The sequence below is a fragment of the Lysobacter sp. Root604 genome, from assembly GCF_001427505.1.
Taxonomy (GTDB): domain Bacteria; phylum Pseudomonadota; class Gammaproteobacteria; order Xanthomonadales; family Xanthomonadaceae; genus Lysobacter.
The window spans coordinates 1,537,921-1,559,799 of the sequence record NZ_LMGS01000001.1 but is presented as its reverse complement, the minus strand read 5'-3'; the positions used below and the strand labels follow the sequence as shown (position 1 = coordinate 1,559,799).

13 protein-coding genes are annotated in these 21,879 nt (G+C 62.3%); 3 read left to right on the top strand and 10 right to left on the bottom strand.

From position 1 onward, the window contains the following. Positions 1 to 177: 177 nt before the first annotated feature. From ASD69_RS07095 to ASD69_RS07075, 6 genes are all read right to left on the bottom strand, one after another. A complete protein-coding gene (locus ASD69_RS07095; protein ID WP_056175596.1) occupies positions 178 to 612 on the bottom strand; it encodes a DUF2147 domain-containing protein in 435 nt (144 codons plus the stop codon). A 164-nt stretch (positions 613 to 776) separates the two neighbouring features. After that, the gene (locus tag ASD69_RS07090) at positions 777 to 3,611 is read right to left on the bottom strand and encodes a TonB-dependent receptor (protein WP_056175591.1); all 2,835 of its coding nucleotides are present in this window, start codon (positions 3,609 to 3,611) and stop codon (positions 777 to 779) included. Between the two features lie 533 nt (positions 3,612 to 4,144). Next, on the bottom strand, positions 4,145 to 6,970 hold the full coding sequence (locus tag ASD69_RS07085; protein WP_235567159.1) for a TonB-dependent receptor: 2,826 nt from the start codon (positions 6,968 to 6,970) through the stop codon (positions 4,145 to 4,147). Between the two features lie 595 nt (positions 6,971 to 7,565). After that, a complete protein-coding gene (locus ASD69_RS07080) occupies positions 7,566 to 10,400 on the bottom strand; it encodes a TonB-dependent receptor (RefSeq protein ID WP_056175589.1) in 2,835 nt (944 codons plus the stop codon). A 762-nt stretch (positions 10,401 to 11,162) separates the two neighbouring features. After that, positions 11,163 to 11,564, bottom strand: a complete 402-nt coding sequence (locus ASD69_RS21805; RefSeq protein WP_157499068.1) for a hypothetical protein — start codon at positions 11,562 to 11,564, stop codon at positions 11,163 to 11,165. After that, positions 11,536 to 16,419, bottom strand: coding sequence for an RHS repeat-associated core domain-containing protein (locus ASD69_RS07075; protein ID WP_157499067.1), 4,884 nt, complete (start codon positions 16,417 to 16,419; stop codon positions 11,536 to 11,538). Before ASD69_RS07075 ends, ASD69_RS21805 begins: the two co-directional genes overlap by 29 nt. Before the next feature lie 206 nt (positions 16,420 to 16,625). Here ASD69_RS07075 and apbC point away from each other — a divergent pair, with 206 nt between their 5' ends. From apbC to ASD69_RS07060, 3 genes are all read left to right on the top strand, one after another. Further along, positions 16,626 to 17,693, top strand: coding sequence for an iron-sulfur cluster carrier protein ApbC (apbC, locus tag ASD69_RS07070; RefSeq protein ID WP_235567158.1), 1,068 nt, complete (start codon positions 16,626 to 16,628; stop codon positions 17,691 to 17,693). 110 nt (positions 17,694 to 17,803) lie between these two features. After that, the gene (gene dcd / locus ASD69_RS07065; protein ID WP_055899878.1) at positions 17,804 to 18,373 is read left to right on the top strand and encodes a dCTP deaminase; all 570 of its coding nucleotides are present in this window, start codon (positions 17,804 to 17,806) and stop codon (positions 18,371 to 18,373) included. 31 nt (positions 18,374 to 18,404) lie between these two features. Then, complete coding sequence (locus tag ASD69_RS07060; RefSeq protein ID WP_056175582.1) at positions 18,405 to 18,923, top strand: RDD family protein; 519 nt, start codon at positions 18,405 to 18,407, stop codon at positions 18,921 to 18,923. Between the two features lie 16 nt (positions 18,924 to 18,939). Here the strand turns inward: ASD69_RS07060 and ASD69_RS07055 are convergent, their stop codons facing one another. The 4 genes from ASD69_RS07055 to ASD69_RS07040 all read right to left on the bottom strand — a co-directional run bounded on the left by ASD69_RS07055 (position 18,940) and on the right by ASD69_RS07040 (position 21,780). Continuing rightward, the gene (locus ASD69_RS07055) at positions 18,940 to 19,242 is read right to left on the bottom strand and encodes a hypothetical protein (protein ID WP_056175578.1); all 303 of its coding nucleotides are present in this window, start codon (positions 19,240 to 19,242) and stop codon (positions 18,940 to 18,942) included. A gap of 236 nt (positions 19,243 to 19,478) precedes the next feature. Continuing rightward, entirely contained in the window at positions 19,479 to 20,135 is a 657-nt protein-coding gene (gene pcp / locus ASD69_RS07050) for a pyroglutamyl-peptidase I (RefSeq protein WP_056175573.1), read from the bottom strand. Then, a complete protein-coding gene (locus ASD69_RS07045) occupies positions 20,132 to 21,085 on the bottom strand; it encodes a DUF979 domain-containing protein (RefSeq protein ID WP_056175570.1) in 954 nt (317 codons plus the stop codon). Before ASD69_RS07045 ends, pcp begins: the two co-directional genes overlap by 4 nt. After that, complete coding sequence (locus ASD69_RS07040; protein WP_056175568.1) at positions 21,082 to 21,780, bottom strand: DUF969 domain-containing protein; 699 nt, start codon at positions 21,778 to 21,780, stop codon at positions 21,082 to 21,084. The genes ASD69_RS07045 and ASD69_RS07040 overlap by 4 nt, the downstream gene beginning before the upstream one ends. Positions 21,781 to 21,879: the final 99 nt, after the last annotated feature.

Here is a 21,879-nt window from a genome sequence, read left to right as displayed (position 1 = left end):
AGGCGTATCCCCCGTCTCCTTCTGTGGGCGCGGCGTCCCACGGGCATTCCCTTCGGTCATAAGCCGCGATGGACCTCGCTTCCCGGCGAGCAGGCCGATTCGCGGTCGAATCCCAGCCCCCAAACGAAACGACCCGGCCTAGGCCGGGTCGTCAATGCCGCAACAGCGGTGCAAGGCTTACTGGCGGACCCAGGTCTGGGTACGGCCCAGCAGCGAGAAGCCCATGAAGCCGCGCACATCCAGCTTCTTGCCGCCCTCCATCGGGGTGACCTTCACCGAATAGATCTTGCCGCTGGCCGGGTCGAGGATCTTGCCGTCTTCCCAAGTGTCGCCGTGCTTGCGCACGCTCCACAGGATGACCATGCCCTCGACCGGCTTGTTCTTGCGCTCGCCCGAGCACTTGTCGCAGACCGGATTCGGGCCGCGCTCGGACTGCAGCACCTTGGTGACGCGTCCGGCGAGGCTGCCGTCCTTCGCTTCGTAGATCTCGACTACGGACTTGGGCTTCTGGGTCTTGTCGTCGATCGTGACCCAGTGTCCGACCGGCGTGTTCTGCGCGAACGCCGCCATCGGCAGCGCCAGCAGTAGCAATGCAAGCAGTTTGGTACGCATGTTCCCCTCCCAGGGATAGGCATGGTTCTGGCCGCGCGACAGCCCCGCGGCTGACCTTCTTTATACCGCATCCGTCGGCGTATGGAAGCGGGGCCCCACGGCCGCGACCGGACAAAAAAGAAGCCCGGCTTGCGCCGGGCTTCTGGGGACTAAGCAGCAGTCGCTTACTTGAAGCTGTACTGGAACTCGAAGGCCACTTCACGGCCGATCGGGCTGTACGCACGCCAGAAGTAGGGATAGCTGTTGAAGCCGTCGTCGCGCGGATGGGTCTTGTCGAAGACGTTGTTCACGTACAGGACCAGCTTGGCGTTCTCGGTGATGTTCTTACCCACGCTGGTGTTCCAGATGAAGTAAGGCGCGATACGGCCGGTTTCCTGCCAGTTCGGCAGGCTGCCGTAGCGCAGCATGAACACCGCGGCCTGCCAATCGTCGCGCTCCCAGGTCGCGGTCGCACGGATGCGGCTGCGGAAGTCGAAGTTGGTCAGGTCGTCGCGGTAATCCAGCACCGGGTCGCCCTTGAACTGGGCGGTCTTCTGCTCCAGCGTGTGCGAGTAGGCCAGCTGGAAGCGGTAGTCGCCGAGGCGGTCGGTGTCGAAGCGGTAGTCCAGGGTGGCGTCGATGCCGGTCACGCTCTGAACCGCGCGATTGATCGGGCCACGGCGGATTTCCGTGATCTGGCCGTCGTTCGGGGTGCCCGGCGCGCTCAGACGCGACACGCGCGAGAGCATGTCGTTGCAGAACGCGGAACCCGGAGCGCCCAGGGTGAACGGCGTGCGGTTACGGGTCAGGCCCGTGGCGCAGCCGGCTTCGCCGTCGAGGATGTAGGCCGAGGTGATGTCGGAGACGCCGTCCTTGATCTCGATGTTGTAGTAGTCGGCGGTGAACGACATGCCTTCCATGATGTCCCACACCAAACCGGCGGTCCAAGACTTGCCGGTTTCCTCTTCGAGGTCGCGGGTACCCTGACGGACGCCGAACGCGGTGTAGGTATAGGCAGTGCCGGTGCAGCCGCTGGTGGAGCTGCCACCAGCCTCAAGGCAGCGGCGGGTGTCGAAGATCGAAGCGAAAGAACCGCTGCGTTCGGCGAACACATAGTGCATGTCGGGGGCGCGGAAGCTGGTCGAGTACGAGCCGCGGAACATCAGGTTGTCCAGCGGACGCCATTCGAGGCCGGCGTTCCAGGTCTTGGCATCGTCCACCGAGGTGACGTCGTCGTACTTGTCGAAGCGGCCGGCGAAGCTGGCCTTCAACGAGTCGAGGATCGGCACCGAGAACTCGACGCCCAGAGCGTAGCGGCTACGCTCGCCACCGCCGCCGGTGCCGGTCAGGTTGTACGGACGGTCGGTGCCGGTGTAGTCGGGCAGGATGCGAGGATCTGCGGTGAGCTTGTATTCCTGCTGCGACGCTTCCAACACCGCGGCGAAGCCCAGCGGGCCGGCCGGCAGGTTGAACAGGTCGCCCGACACCACGAAGTTGCCCTGGTTGACGTAGGACTCGGCGTCGGTACGGACCGTGGTGTTCAGGGCCGCGAACTGTTCCGGCGTCAGCGCACGGTAATAGCGCGACTGGTTGAGATTGTAGACCGGGTAGGTCACGCCGCCGACGACGCGGGTGCCCAGCTGCGGACCCAGGAACCAGTCGTTGACCGAAGTGGAGAGCAGACGCGGGCGGTCGACCTTGATGTTGTACTCGGCGCGCGACAGGGTCAGATCCCAGTCCCACTTCTCGCCGAAGGTGCCGCGGAAACCGAACGCGAAATCATACGAGCGCTCGTCGTTCTCGGCCAACAGGTTCTCAATGCCGCCGGCTTCCTGCGGGGTGAATACGCGCTGGGCGTCGACGATGGTGTTGAACGTCTGGTCGAACCACAGCCCGCCCACCGTGCGGCCGCCCCAGAACTGCGTGCCCGCGCCGTACTTGGCCTTGGACTTCCACGCCTGCAGGCTGGCCCAGCCTTCGATGCCGTTGCCGAACTGATAGGTGCCGTAGGCGTAACCCGACAGATCGCTGTTGCCGTTGCTGATGGTCTGGTAGCCGACGTCCTTGAAGCTACCGCAAGCCTGACCCAGGTTGGTGATCACGCCCGCGGCGTTGGCGGAACGATAGTTCCAACGCACCCACTCGTCGCCGAGCTGCTCGCAGGCGCCTGCGGGCGGAGTGACATAGGAATTCGCAGTCACCAAGCGGCGACGCACGCGCATGGTACCGGTCGGCTGGATGCCGACGTAGTCGGGTGGCAGCGGGTTGTCCAGCGCCGAATCCATGAAGTCGCGCTGATAGCCGTACAGCGGCTCGCTGTTGAAGTACTCGAGGGCGTAGGTGACGCTCCAGTTGTCGCCGGTCTTGCCGCCGATCCACTGGATGTCGCCGACATCGCGGCCGCCCTGGCTGGTGGTGCTGGCACGGACCTTGAGCTGGTCGCCTTCGAAGTTGGTCTTGAGGATGACGTTGACCACGCCCGCGACCGCGTCCGAACCGTAGATCGCCGAAGCGCCGCCGGCCAGGATTTCGATACGGTCCACGGCGGCGGCCGGGATGTTGCCGAAGTTGGCGAAGTTGCTCTGGCCGTTGTAGGGCAGCGGATAGTCCGCGGCGCGACGACCGTTGATCAGCAGCAGGGTACGACCCGGGCCGAGACCGCGCAGGTTGATCACGCTGGCGTTCGGGGTAAAGCCGCCCTGGAAGACTTCGTTCTGGGTCGCGCCCGAGGCCTGGGTCAGGGTGTTGAGCGCGTCGTAAACGGTGTTGAAACCTTCGCGTTCGATCTGGGCCGAGGTGATCACCGTGACCGGCGACGGACCTTCGATCTCGGTGCGCTTGATGCGCGAGCCGGTGACCACGACGCCGTCGATGTCGGTCGCCTTGGTGTTCGAAGCAGGAGCCTGTTGCGTGTTGGTGTCCTGAGCGCTCGCCGTGCCGGCGACCGAAAGGACCAGAGCGCTGATGAGCGCCGCCGTCAGCCTGCTGCGCTGCAGGCCGGATGCGTTGCGAACTGCCATTGGTTGTCCCCCAAATGAACTAGATGTGTTTCTTGTGTGCCGACCTTGGCGTATTGCTGTCCCCTTAAAGGCGAACTTAACATGGTGTTAACGCCTATGTCATCACAAGATCACACTTTTTAGGCAGTAATTTTGCTCCGTATAAGTTATTGTTTTTATTGAAAAAATGACTTAATTGCACCCAACAATTGCCATTTTATGCTCTTTGAAGTGTTCTGTTGCGTGCTCAAAGCGTACTGTCACTACGTAGTGAGATGTGGTGCATGGGTGCCTGCACGAATTCTTCTACTGATGCGAAATGGCGCGAATGTGTGAGATGGCGACTCGTCGCGGGCGATCGCCAAGCTAGCACTGGCCGGGGCAGGCTCTTCGCGCGTGCGAGAGCGGCCGCTCCACACCTCGTGTGGAGAGGTTTAGAGGGAGTTCGGTAACGGAGGGGGCGCGCCTGTGGAAGAGCGATCGCTCGGGCCAGGCCCCCCAAAAAAAGCCCGGCTTGCGCCGGGCTTTTTTGATACGGGAGCAGCAGTAGAAACTTACTGGAACTTATAGTCGAACTGGAGGAATACTTCGCGGCCGATAGGGCTATACGCACTCCAGAAGTATGGATAGCTGAAGTGCGAGTCGTCGCGCGGGTGCAGCTTGTCGAACACGTTGTTGACGAAGAACCCCAGCGTAGCCTTATTGGTGATCTTCTTGCTGACGTTGACGTTCCAGAGGAAGTAGGGCGCGATGCGACGGCCCGATTCCTCCCAGTCGGGCAAGGAGCCCCAACGGGTGCCATAGATATTCGCGCTCCAATCCTGCTTCGACCACGAGGTGGTGAAGTTGGCGCGGCTGCGGAAGTCGTGGTTCTTACGGTCGTCGCGATATTCCTCGACCGGGTCGGCGGCGAAGTCCTGACGCTTCTGGCTCAGCACGTGCGTCCAGCCCAGCTCGAAACGGAAGTCACCCAAACGATCGGTGTCGATGCGATAACGGACCCTGGCGTCGATGCCGTTGGTTTCGAGCAGCTGCAGATTACGCGGAGCGGTCGTCAGGGTGGCGATGTTGCCAAGGCCAGGGCCGACGATGGGAGCACCGCGTGTGATGCGTGAGAGCGCGTCGACGCAGATCGCGGACCCCGGGTTAACCGTTGCGCCGCTGCGATCCACGCCCAAGCGGCAGCTGGCTTCGTCGTTGAGCAGGCGTTCGACGTCGTCACCGATGATGTTCTCGAGTTCGACGCTGTAGTAGTCGGCGGAGACCGAAAGGTTGTCGATGATGTCCCACACCACGCCGGCGGTCCAGGACTTGCCGGTTTCCTCTTCCAATTCGAGATTGCCCGAGCGCACGCCCGCGGCAGAGTAGTTGTAGGTGGCGTTGTTGTTGCAATCCGCGACCTGAAAACCGTCACGACGGCACGCGAACTCATCGAAGTAGGTGGTGAAGAAGCCGCTGGTGCCCGCATACAGGTAATGCATGTCGGGAGCACGGAAGGTCGTGCCGTAAGAGCCGCGCAGCAACAGATTCGAGACCGGCCGGTACTCCAAACCCAGGTTGTAGGTGAATGCGCCACCAGTGTCCGTGCGATCGTCGTACTTATCGTAGCGACCGGCCAATTGCGCCTTCAGCGTATCGACGATCGGCACGCTGAACTCGACGCCCGCCGCATAACGACTGCGCTTGCCACCGCCAATGGTGTCGGTGAGGTTGTAGATCGCCTCGTTCGGATCGGCACCCGGGAGGGTCCGCCGGTCGGGGTTAAGCGAGTATTCCTGGCGCGCCGCTTCCAGCACGGTCGCGAATCCCAGCGGGCCGGCCGGCAGCTCGAACAGATCGCCCGCGAACGTGAGGTTCACGGTATCGGCTTGCGACTTCGCCTTGGCCTTTGCGACGGTGCTCAGGCTAGCAAACTCTTCCGGCGTCAGCGGACGCAGGTAGCGCGCTTGGTTGAAGTTATAGATGGCGCGATTGCCGGGCGTGGTGCCGATGCGTGGCCCAAGGAACCAATCGTTGATCGCCTTGGCCTTCAAGCGTGGCTGGTCGGATTTGCTGGTGTATTCGGATCGGCTGTAGTAGACATCCCAATCGAACTTGTCGCCGAGAGCCGTGCCGGACAGGCCGATGTCGAAGTTGTAGCTGTTTTCCTTGAACTTGGTTTGCTGGACATCGCGGCCGCCGATCTCGCTCGGGGTGATGATGCGCTGCATGTCCAGGATGCTGGCGGCCGGCAGACCGTTGGCTACATTGAACACCGGATCGACGAAGAGCGGGCTCTGCCAGAACTGCGTCGACGACGCGGCTTTGGCCTCGCTGGACCAGGCGGTCAGGCTGCCGTACATCTGCATGCCGTTGGCGAAATCCCAGGTGCCGCGCACGTAGCCGGACAGGTCGCTGCGCGAATTTCGGATCTGCTGCGTCGCGGGGAAGGACCAGTAGCCACAGGAGTTGCCGACCACGACCGAGGGATTCAGCGCGGCGTTTACCGGATAACGCTCAAAATCCTTGAACTGGTCGCATACGGCCAGGCCGCCGGGCAGGACGTACTGGCTGGTGCCGGAGATTACGCGGCTGCGGTTGCGGATACGCAAACCGATGACGGGGGAGGGGTTGTCGGTCGAAGGATCGTCGCGATAGGAATCCATGAACTCGCGCTGCGAAGCGAAGATCGGCTCGCGGGTGAGGTACTCGAATGCGTAGGTCAGGCTCCAGTTGTCGCCGACTCGGCCGCCGATCCATTGCACATCGCCGGTGTCGCCGCCACCGCGGGTTGTGGTGCCGACGCGCACCTGAACTTCATTGCCTTCGTAGTTGCTCTTCAGAATAACGTTGACGACGCCGGAGATCGCGTCCGAGCCATAGATCGCCGAGGCGCCGCTGGTCAGCACTTCGATGCGCTCGATGGCCGCGGCCGGGATCGCATTTAGGTTCACCACATTGCTCTGACTATTGTAGGGACGCGGATAATCCGCCACGCGATGTCCATTGATCAGCGTGAGCACATGCTCCGGGCCGAGGCCGCGCAAGTTCAGCACGCTGGCGTTGGGCGTGAAGCCGCTCTGATTTAGTTCGTTCTGGACGCTGCCGGAAAACTGCGTAAGCGTATTGAGCGCTTCATAGACCGTGGTGAAGCCTTGGCGCTCGATGTCGGCGGCCGAAATTACGGTGACTGGTGCCGGGCCCTCGATCTCCGCTCGCTTGATGCGCGAACCGGTAACGACGACACCTTGCACGTCGGTCGCATCGGACTTCGAGGCGGGAGGCGACGGAGTGCTGGTGTCCTGCGCGCCAGCGGTGCCGGCGGACGAAAGGATCAAGGCGCTGATGAGCGCCGCCGTCAGCCTGCTGCGCTGCAGGCCGTATGCGTTACGAGTTGCCATTGGTTGTCCCCTAGAAATGTAGTCTTCGCATTGCGTTATGTACGCCGACCTTGGCGTGATGCCGTCCCCTTATGACCGAACGTACACACGATTAACGGCGCTGTCATCGTTGGTTAACGAACGAGCGATTCAGCCTGCAATCGGCCGAAAAGTGCAGTCGAATTTGTGTGCCAGGTGGACGCGCTCACTGGCGCAGGCAGCGGTGAGCGCGCTAGCGGCGCGAAGCATTTAAGGGCGCGAGAGAGTGCTACTTGACTGATTCGACGGTGAAATCAGGTTACATGGCTTGCGCGTGTGGCATGGGATGCATGCGTCTGATATCGCGATATTGCGCATGCAGTGCGCCTAAGATGTGTTTAGTAGGCCGTATGTGGCACTCGAAGTGCCCGTCAATTCTGCTGGTCGATATGCAGTCGGAGCGGCATTGGCGATTTATGACACTTTAATTGTGTCTTTCTCGCTTCGTCTCGTGCTGCGCTTGCGTCGGCGACTTGCGCGAACAAATCCGAGTGATGCCGCACATGGCGCTCCTGATAGCGCGCAAAGAAAAAGGCCCGGCTTGCGCCGGGCCTTTCTTGTAGCGGAGTGCAGTGGATCAGAACTTGTACGACAGACGCAGGAAGAACGCGCGGCCGTACGGGTCGGCACCGATGAACGGGTTGAAGAACGGATAGCCCGTGTTGCTCGGATCCTTGCGGTGGGTGTTGTCGAGCACGTTGTTGACGACGAACGCGGCCTCCATGTTCTCGCCGAACTTCTTCTCGACCGAGAGGTTGTAGAGCATGTAGGGCTGCAGACGTGCGCCGTAGTAAACGCCGGTCACCGCATCCCGACCCGCTGCTTCGGCCTCGTTCGGCGCCGAGCCCAGACGCTGACCGAACACGGTCGTGGTCCAGTCGCCCTTCTCCCAGGTCACGCTGCCGCGAACGCGGCTGCGCTGGTTGTCGTTGTCCAGGCGGTCGCGGTAGTCGATCAGATCGTCTTCCTCGAACTGCTTGTACTTCTCACCCAGGCTCAGGCTGTAGGCCAGATTGAAATCGAAGTTGCCCCAGCGATCCGTATCGAAGCGGTAGCGCCAGGTCGCGTCGATGCCGGTGTTCTCGGAACGCGACGCATTGATGTAGCCGGCGCGGACATTGACGACGCGACCGTTCGGGTTGCCCGGGGCGACCTGGCGAGTCACGCGCGACAGGATGTCCTGACAGAACGCCGAGCCCTGGCCCTGCGGAATCGGCGAGCCGTCGGGCAGCGTGCCGATGCGGCAGTTGGCTTCGTTCTGCAGGATGTAGTCCAGGCTCAGACGCGTGGCCTGGTCGTCCAGCGTGATCTTGTAGTAGTCGACGGACATCGACATACCTTCGATCAGGTCGAGCACGAAGCCGGCGGTGAGCGACTTGCCCTTTTCTTCCTGCAGGTCGGGGTTGCCGACGGTCTGGTTCAGGGTCTGGTACTGGCTCGGGTGGTTGTTGGCACGGCATTCGGTGACGGTGTCGCCACCGGCGCGGCAGCCGTAGTAGTCGACGATGCCGGCGAACGAAGCCACACCCTGCGCGAACACCAGCGGCATGTCCGGCGCGCGGAAGCTGGTGGAGTAGTTCGCACGTAGCAGCAGGCGCTCGATCGGACGGAACTCCAGGCCCAGACCGTAGGTGAAGGCGCCGTCCACTTCGGTGATGTCGTCGTACTTATCGTAACGACCGGCCAGCTGTGCGCTCAGGGTGTCCAGCAGGGGCACGCGGAACTCGGCGCCGATCGCGTAACGATCGCGCTCGCCCTTGATGTTGCCCGAGCTGACCAAGTTATACGGCGTACTTGCATCCGGCGTGCGCGAGGGGTCGGTGCGCGGATCGCTCTTCAGGTCGATGGTCTGACGGCCGAACTCCATGGTGCCTGCGAAACCGATCGGGCCAGCCGGCAACTCGAACAGGTCGCCGCTGACGACGAAGTTCGCTTGCGCCGAGGACGTATAGCCCTTGTTGATGACGCGCGTGGACATGGCCCGGTACTGTTCCGGGGTCAGCGGCGTGTGCCAGCGATCCAGGTTCAGGGTGTGGTGCGCATAGCCGTAGTCGTCGATGGTCTGCGGACCGAGGAAGTAGTCGTGCACGCTCTGAGCGAGCAGGCGCGGCGAGTCGGACTTGTAGTCGTAGCGGCCGTACGAGGCGGACAGATCCCAATCGAAACGATCGCCGAAGTCGCCGCGCAGGCCGGTGGCGAAGTCGTAGCTCTTTTCCTTGTACTTGGTGACCACCGCGGTGTTGCCACCGACTTCCTTCGGCGTCAGCACGCGCTGCAGCTGGACGTAGGTGCCCAGGCCTTCGTCGAAGTAGAAGCTGGCGGGCAGGAACGGATCGCCGCCGGTGCCCCAGAACTCGGTGCCGCTGCTCGAGGTCGATTCGGAGTTGTTCAGCATCAGGCTGGCCCAGCCCTGGATGCCGTTGCTGAAGTCGTAGGTGCCGTAGGCGTAACCGGAGGTCGCTTCGCGCTTGTTCGAGATCGACTGCGATGCCACGGAATCGTAAGAACCGCAGATCTGGCCGCGGGTGGCGGACAGGTAGGGCGAGAAACCGAAGCGATCGCAGACTGCGTCGCCCGGATAGTACGCGGCGCGGTTGCGGTTGAGCAGGTCGATCGCGACCAGCGACAGGCTGGGGCCGACGCGGTTGCCGCGCGGACCGTCACGGAGGTCGTCCATGAAGTCGCGCTGCGCCGCGAAGATCGGCTCGTTGTAGTTGTACTGCAGGGCGTAGGTCAGGCTCCAGTTGTCGCCGACGCGGCCGCCCGAGTACTCCAGGTTGACGCTGTCGCCGCCGCCCGCGCCGGTCGTGCCGACCGTGCCGCGCAGCAGGTTGCCGTCGAAGTTGGTGCGGGTAACGATGTTGACCACGCCCGCGACCGCGTCCGAACCGTAAATGGCGGACGCGCCGCCCGCCAGCACTTCCACGCGCTCGATGATCGAGGACGGAATGGCGCCGACGTTCACGGAGGAGCGGTCGCTGTTGTAGGGCTGCGGGTAGTCGGCGATGCGACGGCCGTTGACCAGGACCAGGGTGTAGCCCGGGCCGAGGTTGCGCAGGTTGACCACCTGGGCGTTGGGCGTGAACCCGTTGACGGCCAGATCGCCGGTGAACGAGTTGGTGGTGTTCTGGGTCAGCGACGACAGCATGTCGGAGACCGTCTGGAAGCCTTGTTTGTCGATGTCGTCGCGGCTGATGACGGTGACCGGTGCCGGGCCTTCGATCTGGGCGCGCTTGATGCGTGAGCCGACCACGGTAACGCTGTCGATGTCGGTCGGCGTATCGCTAGCGGGCTGCGGTTGAGCAGGCGCGGCGTCCTGGGCGAACGCACCGCCGGCGGCGGGCGCGATCAAAGCCGCCAAAAGTGCAGCAGTCAGACGGCTGCGCGGCAGCCGCTTCTCGGTTACTTCCATGAGTTATCCCCTAACTTTTTGGATGGTGTGCCTATCCGTGGCAATTTCTATGTCGTCAATCCCCCGACGAACCGACCGTAACATGCCCTTAACGCGCTTTGCATGTGCTTATCGAGTGGACAGATTATGCAAAGTGCGCCGAACCGGTTCGGCGCAGGACAGGTAGGGGTCTTGATGCCTACAGGCGTTGCGATCTCGAAATGGATCGCAATGATCGACTCGTAGAAAAGCAATCGACTGAGAGAAGTGCGCCGTCTGATCGCGAGTCGTAGACGAGGCCGGGTGCGAAGCACGGGGCTGGCCAGCGTGAGTGCAGGACGTCGGATCCGACGGTCATTTTCTTTATGGCGCAGGCGGATATAACGATCGCAGTGCACAATAAAAGAAGCCTTGCTGAATAACGCGCTTGCGCGTTACGAGTGGTTCTCTTTAATTCAAAATAGACAGATCTGATTCCATTTCCGGGTCGGCGCAGTGTTCGAGCTGCACAAGAGTGTCCGCCTCACGCAGCGCTGCGTTTTATAAATGTGCCGCTCCAGCTGGCCGGAGTCAGAGAGAGGCGAGCTATAGGTGTCGGCGAATCGCTTTCACTCGTCGACTTTCCTCTTCGATAGACGTGTAAGTCTAAATTGCACACAGAGTTCATGGCAGTTTTGCGCCGATGAAGATAAGAGAGGCTCATTCCATCGTTCCAGGTCGTCCGTCCGAAAACCCGGGTCCCTTCAGGGTGTCCTTGTTTCCGGGATTTTCATTTTATTATTTTCATGTCGGGCATTTAAAATCTGCGACGATATTGGTTGTGGTATCTACTACTTTGTCGCCAGCCAGTCCGTTGACTTGTTCTTGCCTGGTAATGAATTCACAGGTGTCACCCACTGCCGGAAGGTTCTGGTCGGCATGAAAATATGGAATGAGCACGTCCAACTGGGTGTCTTTAAGTCGAATGGTAATTACAACCCAGGTGCGGAGTATTCCTGAGTACGGAGGCAGCACTGAACGTGCGACAACTTCTGCGTCAACCAACTTTTCGAAATGCTTTTCCTCGCTGGGAATTGAACGGCACCCAAAGCAAAGGCTCAGGAAGAGGGCGATCGTGAATGAATGCCTTGATGTCATGGCAGTGTTCGCCCGTTGATTAATTTGGAGTTCCGGTAACAGGGTCAAGTGATAACAGGAAGCTCTTAATCATTACTCCGTATGAATTAATGAAGCCGATGCCAACTTGGGCCCCCGGCGCTGGTGAGCCACCAAAGTTAATGCGATTAACTGCCCCCATTACTTGGCTTTCAGCCTGCAATCCGGCGTTGTGAGCTGTTCTGAAGTTTGCAGTGTCCATTTGCGCCCCAAGTTCTGCGGAAGTTGTGTACTCCGTCAGGACGTGCGTGAACGTGGCGGCTGCTAAATCGCCCGACTCTGCTTCAAATGCCGCAAGATCCCCTGTGTCTACCTTTCCGGTAATGAATTGATCGACAAAAACATTCGGGTCGTTGCTTATCGCGGTTATGTTTATCGTTTGCTCTGAATTGATGGCATTAGATAGGGCTAGAGCAGCCCCGGTGCCTCCGCATTGATTCACAGATAGCATTCCATTGTTATCAGAAGAAATTTGCATGCCGGAAAAACGCTCGCCTTGCTGGATAAATTCAGTTTGATCGGCTTTGTTTCCTTCCAGTGCAACTTTTCGTCCATCAGGGTCTGTGAATTTGTAAGGACTGTTATTGGCATACCAGTAACGATTGAAATTGCTGCCGCCATTTCCATCTGCGGTCACGGGATCAACGGATAGGAATCTCCCAAGTGTCGGGTCGTAATACCGCTGCTGCATATACGTCAGCCCGGTCGCCCCATCCATGACATGACCGGTGTAGCCGATACCGTCGACCGTCTTGTTGATCGCGCTGCCGTAAGGCTCGTAATTCGTCCGCTCGATCAGTGCGCCACTGGTACTCGTGGTCGCCACCGGACTGCCCAGCGCATCGGTGTGCTGGTACTTGGTCGCGATGATCGTGTTGCTCGGCCAGTTGTGATCGATGGTGGCGATTACGCTGCCGCCCAAGTAGACGTTCTCCTGGGTGGTCTGCGCCCCGCCAGCCGTCAGCTTCGAGCTGAACAGGTATTGCCCGGCCTGGCTGTACTGGAACCACTCCAGGAGGCCGTTGTCCTTCTGGATCTTCGAGCGGCGGCCGTGGCCATCGTAGCGGTAGTTCTCCTTGCCGGCCACCCAGCGTAGGCGATTGCCGTAGTCGAAACCGTACTGCTGGTTGTTCTTATACTCCAGATTGCCTTGGGGGTTATAGCTCAGGCCGATCACACTGGCGCCGCCGCTGTTCTGGACGTTGGTCAGTTGGTTTTTTGCGTTGTACCAATAGCTGTGCTCGCGCACGCCCGGGTGGCTGACGCTGCGGATGTTGTCGATCGCGTCGTAGCCGTAGTTGATGTAGTGCGTGCTGCCGCCGAACATCGCCGAGCCGGCCGACGTCAGGCGATCCAGGCCGTCGTAGCTCAGGTATCGATTGAAGTTGGCGCCTTGGCCGTTGTCGACGATCTGCGTCGTGTTGCCGTTCTTGTCGTAAGTGTAGGTGTAGCCGGCCACGCCGATGTCGCTGACCGTATCCGGCAGCTGACGGGCGTTCTGCGACATGGTGTGAACCACGCCGTTGCCGTACGTGAACTGCTTGATCGCGCCGTTGGGGTAGTAGCTGACGCCGGTGGCGTAGGTGCCGGCGGTGGTGCTGCCCGCCGAGGTGCTCACCTGCGTCGCCTGCCCCAAGGCATTGGGGCTGTAGGTCAGCGCCAGTCCGGTCGGGTAGGTCTGCGCGGCCAGGTTGCCATTTTGGTCGTAGCCGTAACCCAGCGGCCAGGTGTAGAGGCCGGGCTCGCTTATGGTTTCGGAGGTCAGCAGACGGCGTTTGTTGTAGCCGTAACTGTTGACTACCGCCGCCGTGTTGCCGGCGCCGTTGTAAGTGGTGATGGTGGCCGGCAGGCCGTCCTTGGTGTAGGTCCAAGTCTGGTTGCCCAGGCCTTCCCCCGGGAACGCCATCTGCGACAGGCGATTGCGGGCGTCGTAATTGCGGGTGACGGTGCGGCCGCCGTTATAAGCCACCAGGTGATCGCAATCGACCGTATTCAGGCCCGACAGGCCTGCGGCCGACCAGGTCAGGTTGTCGGCGTTGTCGTAGCCCATGACCGTCGAACCGGTCTCGGGCTCGTCGGTGCGGCACAGGCGCTGCACGCCGTCGTAGTAGTACTTGCGTACCGCTTCGACGGTCTGACCCGCGTAGGTGCCCGAGCGGCGGATCTGGGTGGGCTTGAGGAAGTAGTCGCGCCAGATCTGGGTGAACGCGCCTTCCGGATGGAAGATCTCGATGGGGTAGTCGGTAGTCGGCTGGTCCCAGGCCGAGTAACGGGTGCGCAGCTGCTGGTTGCGCGGGTTGGTGACCAGGGTCTCACCACCATTCAGGTACTGGGTGGTGGTGGCGAGCATGCCCAGCTCTGAGTTCTGTTCGACCTTGATTACCCGGTCGAGCGCGTCGTAGGTCGTGCGTACTCCGGTATCGATCGCCCAGTTGCCATCGGCATAGGGATTGCGCGGGTAGGAGGCGAAAGCCAGGCGACCCGCTGTGTCATACGATTTCGCAACGAGGCTGAAGGTCGCGTCGTTGTTGCTGAGGTCGCGTTGGTACTCCCACAGCGGCCGCCACAAGGCGTCGAACACCGTTACCTTCTGGTGGTTGCCTTGAGTGGTTACCTGCCGCCAATGACCGGCAGGGATGCCGAATTCGTCCTGGTTGACCTGCTCGAACGAGCGCGAAACCGTATTCCAGTTGACGCTGTCGCCGGTCGGGTAGGTGATTGACGACACCCGACCCATGGTGTCGTAGCCGTAGTTGGTGGTGTAGCCGGCGCCGTTTTCATCGGTCACCGACGTGATCCAGCCGCTGTCGTTCACGACGGCCGATTCGGTGCTGCCCGAAGGCGACTCGGGCGTGGCCGGATGCTGGATGGTTTGCGGGATGCCGCGTTTCCAGTTCGATAGGGTGATGACGTTGTTGTTGCCGTCCTTCACCGTGGCGACAGTGCCGTCGGCGTTGTAGGTCAGGGTCTGGGTTGGCGTGGCGTCGCCGAATCGGTAGCTGCGATAAGGCATCGCATTGGCGTCGTAGTCGGTCTTGCTGAGCCGGTAGCTACTCACGCCGAGAATGGCGGCGTAGGCGCTGGCGTCGACCGTGTCGACCTGCCCCAGCACCCATTTCGACAGATTGTCGTGGTAGGTGGTGGTTTCGGTACGGGAGTAACCATAGCTGATGTTGCTTGAGCGGCTTACCGATACAGAGCGGGCAAATGAGTCGAACGTATTGACGGTATAAGTGTAGGTTACTCCGTCACGAAGAATTTGCCGCTGCCGTAGAGGACGAATCTGGGTGGGCGCTTCAGAATCGCCGAAGCCATTGCCAAAGACATTGGCGAACGGCATCGATGGCATCGACGCATCCTCGACATAGGATAGCGTCTCCGTACTGACAACCGTGCCTTGAGCGTCCTTTATACTGGTGCCGAGTGTGCGGCCCTCGTTCGAGTCGTACAGTATGCCCAGGCGATTGGTGACTTTACGCCCGTCGGGCCGCGTGACGACAACGTTCTTTTCGCTGATGCAGCCGTTACAAGGGCCAGGATCGCCAGGCGCGCCGGCCTCCTGGTTCTCCTGATAATCGTAGGACCACTGTTGGTTTGCTAGGCCGGGGCCCGATAGTTTCTTGGTTATCAGGCTATAGGTGTCGAAGAAGCTTGAAACGACCTGGTATTGGTAGCCCGGTCGTTCGGAAACGCACCAGTTTGGAATGTTTCCTCGATAGTGGCGAAGGAACGCGAAGTTGAATTCGCCACGCGCTCCAGAAGGATGCTTCGCGGTAAGTTGGAATTCTCCGACGCCCATTTCTGGTTCCGGGCAAGTCGGGGTTTGTTCTTCCGGCGCCGGAGCTTCCAGATAGTCCGGCCACAAGTTACCTGCAGACGCGTATTCCCAAGTAGACCCGTCAGGCAACGTAGCTTTGTTGAGCAAAGGGCCGGGATGTCTGATGTCCGAGGTGGTGCGGTATTCGTAAGTCCAGGTGCGCCCAGCGGCGGTTGCCGATTGGATCGTCGTGCCGGAGTAAGTAAGCAAGATGCTGCGACCGTCACTGGCGGTAATACTGGTTAGCTTGTCGCCCGTATAGTTGTAGGCTACCCAGTTACCGTGCCGATCTTCCACGCGACTTGCCATGAGGTAGACGCGCTTACGCGTCAACGCATTGAAGTCTAGCCAGTCCAAGTCTGCCGGCTCGCGCAGCGTTGGTGCTGATCGTTCAACGGCGATATCGAAGGTGTACTTCAGTCCTGAGGGACCGATAGCGATGAATGCTTCGCCCGGATAACCATTTGCCGTAGCGGTTTTGCAGCGAAGCCTATAAAAATCTTTGGTGATATACGGATAGGTGTTGCCGTCATTCACCGCTGGTATGGACGTCGATGGGTTGGACAGCAACTGCCTGTCCGACTCGCCCGGAATATGCATTTGGTTGCCGCTCCAGACCTTGGACGTCTGAAACGAAGAGTTGCTTATTCTTGGAGTGCCCCCACCGCTGGAGCAGCGACTGTTTGGAGTGCTGGAGGCGACCGTCCATTTATAGAAGCCGTCGAAGGTTCCGTAGAGATGCGGAACGTCCACCTCCCATTCGCCGAAGCCGCCAAAATACTCCTGCTTTTTCCGGTCCTCGATCTGCAGCCTTCGAGTGAGCCTGACGGGAAGAGCATTGTTCCCCGGAATATCGATGTCGGTGACGACGAATTCGGTGCCGCCGCTATACAGGCTGACTTGATCGCCGAATAGAGCGTCGCTCAAGGGCGAGACAGTCTCGCTACCTTTTATGCGTTTGCCGTATTCCTGATACGGCATGACCCCGTCAGCCGCGATTGCAGTTCCGGCGTAGCCTGCAAACGCGAGCAGTGCGAGCGATAGCCCATGGAAGCGATTCGACAGCATGGTGTTCCCCCGTGGCTTTCCATAGCGACCGCCTGGCAGCCTGCGCCAAGGGGTCGATCGACTTTAGCTCTGCCTTTGCGGCAGTAGCGTTGCCGTCATTGATCAGTCAGGCACCGCGGAAGTCAAGCCCTGGGCCGCTGTATCATGGCGACATAGCTGCCCGGCCGTTCTCTGGCACTTACAATACGTACTCTTCGGTGAATTAATTGAGCGAATTACTGCAAAACGAGATCGCGGCTCTGCAGCTACCCGACAGCGCTTTTACGCTCGCCGAGGCCGGCGCCAAAGTGCGCGCCGCGGACGCAGACGGCCGGGTGGCGGTGGCGCTGACCTGCGGTTTCCCGGTGCGCGGCATCGAGGTGGCCCTGCGTGAGGCGATCTCGAGCCTGCTCGCGGGTGAGGGCAAGACCCTGGCCAGTCTGGAGCTCAACGCGCGCATCACCTCGCATGCCGTGCAGCCCAACCTGGCGCCGCTGGAAAACGTGCGCAATCTGATCGCGGTCGGGTCGGGCAAGGGCGGGGTGGGCAAGTCGACCACGGCGGTCAATCTGGCGCTGGCGCTGGCGGCCGACGGGGCGCGGGTGGGGGTGTTGGACGCCGACATCTACGGGCCTAGCGTGCCGACCATGTTGGGGCTGAGCGGCAAGCCGGACAGTCCGGACGGCAAGACCATCGAGCCCATGCACGCGCACGGGATCGCGGCGATGTCGATCGGGCTGCTGGTGGAGCAGGACACGCCGATGATCTGGCGCGGGCCGATGGCGACCTCGGCGCTGACCCAGTTGCTCAATGAGACGCGCTGGGGCGAGCTGGATTATCTGATCGTCGATCTGCCGCCGGGCACCGGCGATATTCAGCTGACACTGGCGCAGAAGATTCCGGTGGCGGGCGCGGTAATCGTGACCACACCGCAGGACGTGGCCACCCTGGACGCGCGCAAGGCCTTGAAGATGTTCGAAAAGGTGCATGTACCGGTGCTGGGCCTGATCGAAAACATGGCCGTGCACGTGTGCTCGAACTGCGGGCATGCCGAGCACGTGTTCGGCGAGGGCGGCGGCGCGCGCATGGCGGCGCAGTACGGGGTGCCTTTGCTGGGCAGCCTGCCGCTGGAGATCGCGATCCGCGAGCAGGGCGACGCCGGCGTGCCGGTGGTGGCGGCCGCGCCGGACTCGGCCGCGGCCCGCGCCTACCGCGCGGCGGCGCGCAATCTGGCGGTGCGGCTGGCGCTGCGGCCGCGGGTGGCGCCCTCGATTTCGGCCTCGCTGCTGGGCTGAGCCGGGCCCGGACCCGGCCAGGCGGCCTCGGGCTGGGCGCCGCCCAGCCCGGCTCGCTTACAATCGGCGGTCACGGCGCTTTCGCCCCCAGTACGCCCCGAGCCCCCCGCATGAGCATCAAGTCCGACCGTTGGATCCGTCGCATGTCCGAGCAGCACGGCATGATCGAGCCGTTCGAGCCCGGTCAGGTCAAGCACGCTGCCGACGGCCAGCGCATCGTCAGCTACGGCACCTCGAGCTACGGCTACGACGTGCGCTGCTCGCGCGAGTTCAAGGTGTTCACCAACATCAACTCGACCATCGTCGACCCCAAGCATTTCGACCCGGGTAGCTTCGTCGACATCGAGAACGACGTCTGCATCATCCCGCCGAATTCCTTCGCGCTGGCGCGCACGGTCGAGTACTTCCGCATCCCGCGCGACACCCTGGTGGTCTGCCTGGGCAAGAGCACCTACGCGCGCTGCGGCATCATCGTCAACGTGACCCCGCTGGAGCCGGAGTGGGAAGGCCACGTGACCCTGGAATTCAGCAACACCACGCCACTGCCCGCGCGCATCTACGCCAACGAAGGCGTGGCGCAGATGCTGTTCTTCCAGTCCGACGAAGTCTGCGAGACTTCGTACAAGGACCGCGGCGGCAAGTATCAGGGGCAGACCGGCGTGACGCTGCCGCGTACCTGAGCCGTATCGGCAACCACTGCAAGGACGAGCCGTGGAAGAAGAGAACCCATACCGCAGCCCGCAGGCGCAACTGGTCGAGCCGGTGTCGGACGACAGCGAGCTGGCCACGCGCGAGGGCCGTCTCGGTGCGGCCATCCTGGACGGGATTCTCTCGTTCGTGATGGTCGCGCCCTTGGCGTACTTCGGCGGCTATTTCGATCAGATTCGAGCCAACAGCGAGGCCGGCCGCCTGTTTATGCCGTTTAGCGTGATGGCCTTGTGGGCGGCGATCGGCTTCGCGGTATTCGTGCTCGTGCAGGCCTACCCCTTGCATGCTTATGGGCAGACCTGGGGCAAGCGGGTGTGCAAGATCAAGATCGTTGGCACGGACGGTGCCAAACCTGGGTTGGGTCGGCTATTGCTGCGCCGCTATTTGCCCATCAATGCGGCTTCTGCGATTCCGGGCCTGAGTCTGGTTTACGGGTGGGTGGACATCTTGATGATCTTCCGCCGCGACCGCCGCTGTCTGCACGACCTGATTGCTGGTACGCGCGTGGTCAGGGCGCCCTGACCACGCACAGGACGAATCAGGGCTTCTGATACGTCACGAAAAAGCCCTGCAAATCGCCGTTCTCGATGTACGGCTCCACGCTGACCACGTTGTAACCGCGCGTGGTGAACGACTGGTGGGCGCGGCTGAGGTTGTTGGCGGCGCCCTGATTTCGGAAGCCCCAACTGGCTTCGACCCACAAAGTGACCGCACGCAGGTTCTTGGCGACGGCTTCCTGCGCGACCTGGTCGGGGTTCTTGTCGAACAGACCGGCTTGGGCGACGGGCGTGGCGAGCACAGCCAGGGTGCAGAGCAGGGCGGCGGACAGGCGACGGTGCATGGCGTTCTCCGGGGTGAGGCGTTGTGTCACGCGATGCGGCATCTTCGCTGGTGGTGGGCGAATGGGAGCCGAACGTCGTCGCGATTTCGCCATCTTGATTCCCCCCTTTGCAAAAGGGGGGCTAGGGGGGATTTGCTTCTAGCTGCGGATCAAGAGCAAATCCCCCTCGATCCCCCTTTTTCAAAGGGGGAGGAAAAGCGAAGAGGAGGACGGGAAGGGGGAGGCAAACAGACGCGTCAGTGCTCGGCGCCGGCGGCGATTCTGCTGTCCGCAACGGTCGTGAGCGCGGTGGCCAGCGCGATGCGCAGACCTTCGGAGACGAGCTCGATCGACAGGCTGGGCGCGCCCGGGTGCTGCGCGGCCTGGGCCGGCGAATACGGGATATGCACGAAGCCGCCGCGCACGCCGGGGCTGCGCCGTAGCGCGTGCATCAGGCCATAGAAGACGTGGTTGCAGACATAGGTGCCGGCGGTCTGCGAGACCTCGGCGGGAATGCCGGCAGCGCGCAGGGCCGCGAGCATGGCCTTGATCGGCAGGTCGCTGAAGTAGGCCGCCGGGCCCTCGGCCACCACGGGTTCGTCGATGGGGCACGCGCCATCGTTGTCGGGGATGCGGGCGTCGTCGACGTTGATCGCGATCCGCTCCAACGACAGCTGGCTGCGGCCGCCGGCCTGGCCGACGCACAGCACCAGCGCAGGCCGGGTGTCGCGGATCGCCGCGCGCAGCTCGCGCAGCGAGGCGCCGAATACGCAGGGCAGGCAGCGCGCGACGATGCGGTGGCCGCGCACGGACTTGCCGGCCAGGCGCTGCACCGCGTCCCAACTGGGGTTGCTGCTTTCGCCGCCGAAGGGCGCGAAGCCGGTCAACAGCACAGTCGGTTTGCGCGTGCTCATCGGAACGCGATCCAGTACATCAGCAGCACGTTGCAGGCCAGCAGCACGGCGCCGGTGGGCCACTGCGCGCGGATCACGCCGTACGGGTCCTTGAGCTCCAGCAGTGCGGCCGGCACCAGGTTGTAGTTGGCCGCCATCGGCGTCATCAAGGTGCCGCAGTAGCCCGAGAGCATGCCGATCGCGGCCAGCGAGGCGGCTTCGGCGCCGTGCTGCTGCACCAGCAGCGGCAGGGCGATGCCGGCGGTCATCACCGGGAACGCGGCGAAGGCGTTGCCCATGATGATGGTGAACAAGGCCATGCCCAGTGCGTAGGCGACGACCACCACGAAGGGGTTATCAACCGGAATCACCGAGCGCACCACCGCGGCGGTGGCCTGGCCGACGCCGCCGGCCTCGAACACGCTGCCCAGCGAGGCCAGCAGCAACGGCAACAGGGCGGCCCAGCCGATCGAGTCGACCAGGCGCCGCGATTGCTCCACGCCGCTCCACGGCGTCTGCCGGGTCAGGCGGCATGCGGCGGCCAGCGCGATCGTGCAAGCGATCGTTAGCGAGACCAGGGTGACGTTGACGGTTTCCAGCAAGGGCGTGCCGCCGAACTGGATGCGCTTGAGGCCGAGCGCGCCGATCAGGGTGACCGCCGGAATCAGCAGCGCGGGCCAGAACAATCGATTGCCCAGGCGTTGCGCTTCGCGGTGTTTCTCTTCGGCGCTGCTCTGCTGGTAGCCGCCCATGCGCACGCCGCCGAAGCCGGCCAGCACGGCCAGCACCACTACAAACACGCCGACCAGTTTGGGCGGCAAGTGCTCGGCGGCGAACAGCAGGAACGCCAGCAGACCCCAGAACAGGGCGGTGGTGTGGCGGCGCGGGTTGTCGCGGTCGCGCCAGCCGCGCCAGGCCAGGGCGGCGAAGTAGGCGCCAAGCAGCCAGTACGCGTGGGTGAGGGTGATCATGCCGACGGCGCCTCGGGCTTGGCCGCGGACAGGCGTTTGGCCAGGCGGCGCTCGAAACGCAGGATGCGCACGGTGTGGATAGCGAATGCGCAGATCGCGGTGGGGATGCCCCAGAACGCGATCTGCAACGCGTCCAGTTGGATGCCGTGTTCGGCGTAGAAGCTCTGGATCAGCAGCACCGCGCCGAAGGCGATGAAGATGTCTTCGCCGAAGAACAGACCGACGTTGTCGGTGCCGGCGGACATCGCGCGGATGCGCTGGCGCTCGTCTTCGGGCAGCTCGCCGTGGCGCACCTGGGCCGCGCCTTCGGCCATCGGCGCCAGCAGCGGGCGCACGGTTTGCGGGTGGCCGCCCAGGCTGGTCAGGCCCATCGCCGAGAACAACTGGCGCATCAACAAATAGGCGATCAGCAAGCGGCCCATCGTCGCGCCGCGCAGTTTCGCGATCCAGGCCTGGGCGTGTTCCTTGAGGCCGTGGCGTTCGAGCAGGCCGATCACCGGCAGGGTCAGCAGGAACAGCAGCAGGAAGCGCTTGTCGGTGAAGGCCTTGCCCAGTACCTCGAGCACGTCCAGCGGCGAGAGTTTCGCTGCCAGGCCGGTGACGAAGCCGGCGGCCACCACCACCAGGGCGGGATTCAGGCGCAGGGCGAAGCCGAGCACGACGGCGGCCACGCCCAGCAAGGGCCAGTAATTCATGAGCGGATCCTGTCGGCAGCGGGGCTGCCGGCGGTGGGGACGTCCGTGTCGGGAGAGGCGGGCTGGGGGTCGCGACGCGATGGATGCGAGCAGGAAACG

Excerpts from the sequence above, each read along its gene's own strand:
- ASD69_RS07080 (WP_056175589.1), bottom strand. The coding sequence starts at position 10,400 with ATGGAAGTAACCGAGAAGCGGCTGCCGCGCAGCCGTCTGACTGCTGCA.
- ASD69_RS07045 (WP_056175570.1), bottom strand. The coding sequence starts at position 21,085 with ATGATCACCCTCACCCACGCGTACTGGCTGCTTGGCGCCTACTTCGCC.
- dcd (WP_055899878.1), top strand. The coding sequence starts at position 17,804 with ATGAGCATCAAGTCCGACCGTTGGATCCGTCGCATGTCCGAGCAGCAC.
- pcp (WP_056175573.1), bottom strand. The coding sequence starts at position 20,135 with ATGAGCACGCGCAAACCGACTGTGCTGTTGACCGGCTTCGCGCCCTTC.
- ASD69_RS07090 (WP_056175591.1), bottom strand. The coding sequence starts at position 3,611 with ATGGCAGTTCGCAACGCATCCGGCCTGCAGCGCAGCAGGCTGACGGCG.
- ASD69_RS07040 (WP_056175568.1), bottom strand. The coding sequence starts at position 21,780 with ATGAATTACTGGCCCTTGCTGGGCGTGGCCGCCGTCGTGCTCGGCTTC.
- ASD69_RS07055 (WP_056175578.1), bottom strand. The coding sequence starts at position 19,242 with ATGCACCGTCGCCTGTCCGCCGCCCTGCTCTGCACCCTGGCTGTGCTC.
- ASD69_RS07085 (WP_235567159.1), bottom strand. The coding sequence starts at position 6,970 with ATGGCAACTCGTAACGCATACGGCCTGCAGCGCAGCAGGCTGACGGCG.
- ASD69_RS07095 (WP_056175596.1), bottom strand. The coding sequence starts at position 612 with ATGCGTACCAAACTGCTTGCATTGCTACTGCTGGCGCTGCCGATGGCG.
- ASD69_RS07075 (WP_157499067.1), bottom strand. The coding sequence starts at position 16,419 with ATGCTGTCGAATCGCTTCCATGGGCTATCGCTCGCACTGCTCGCGTTT.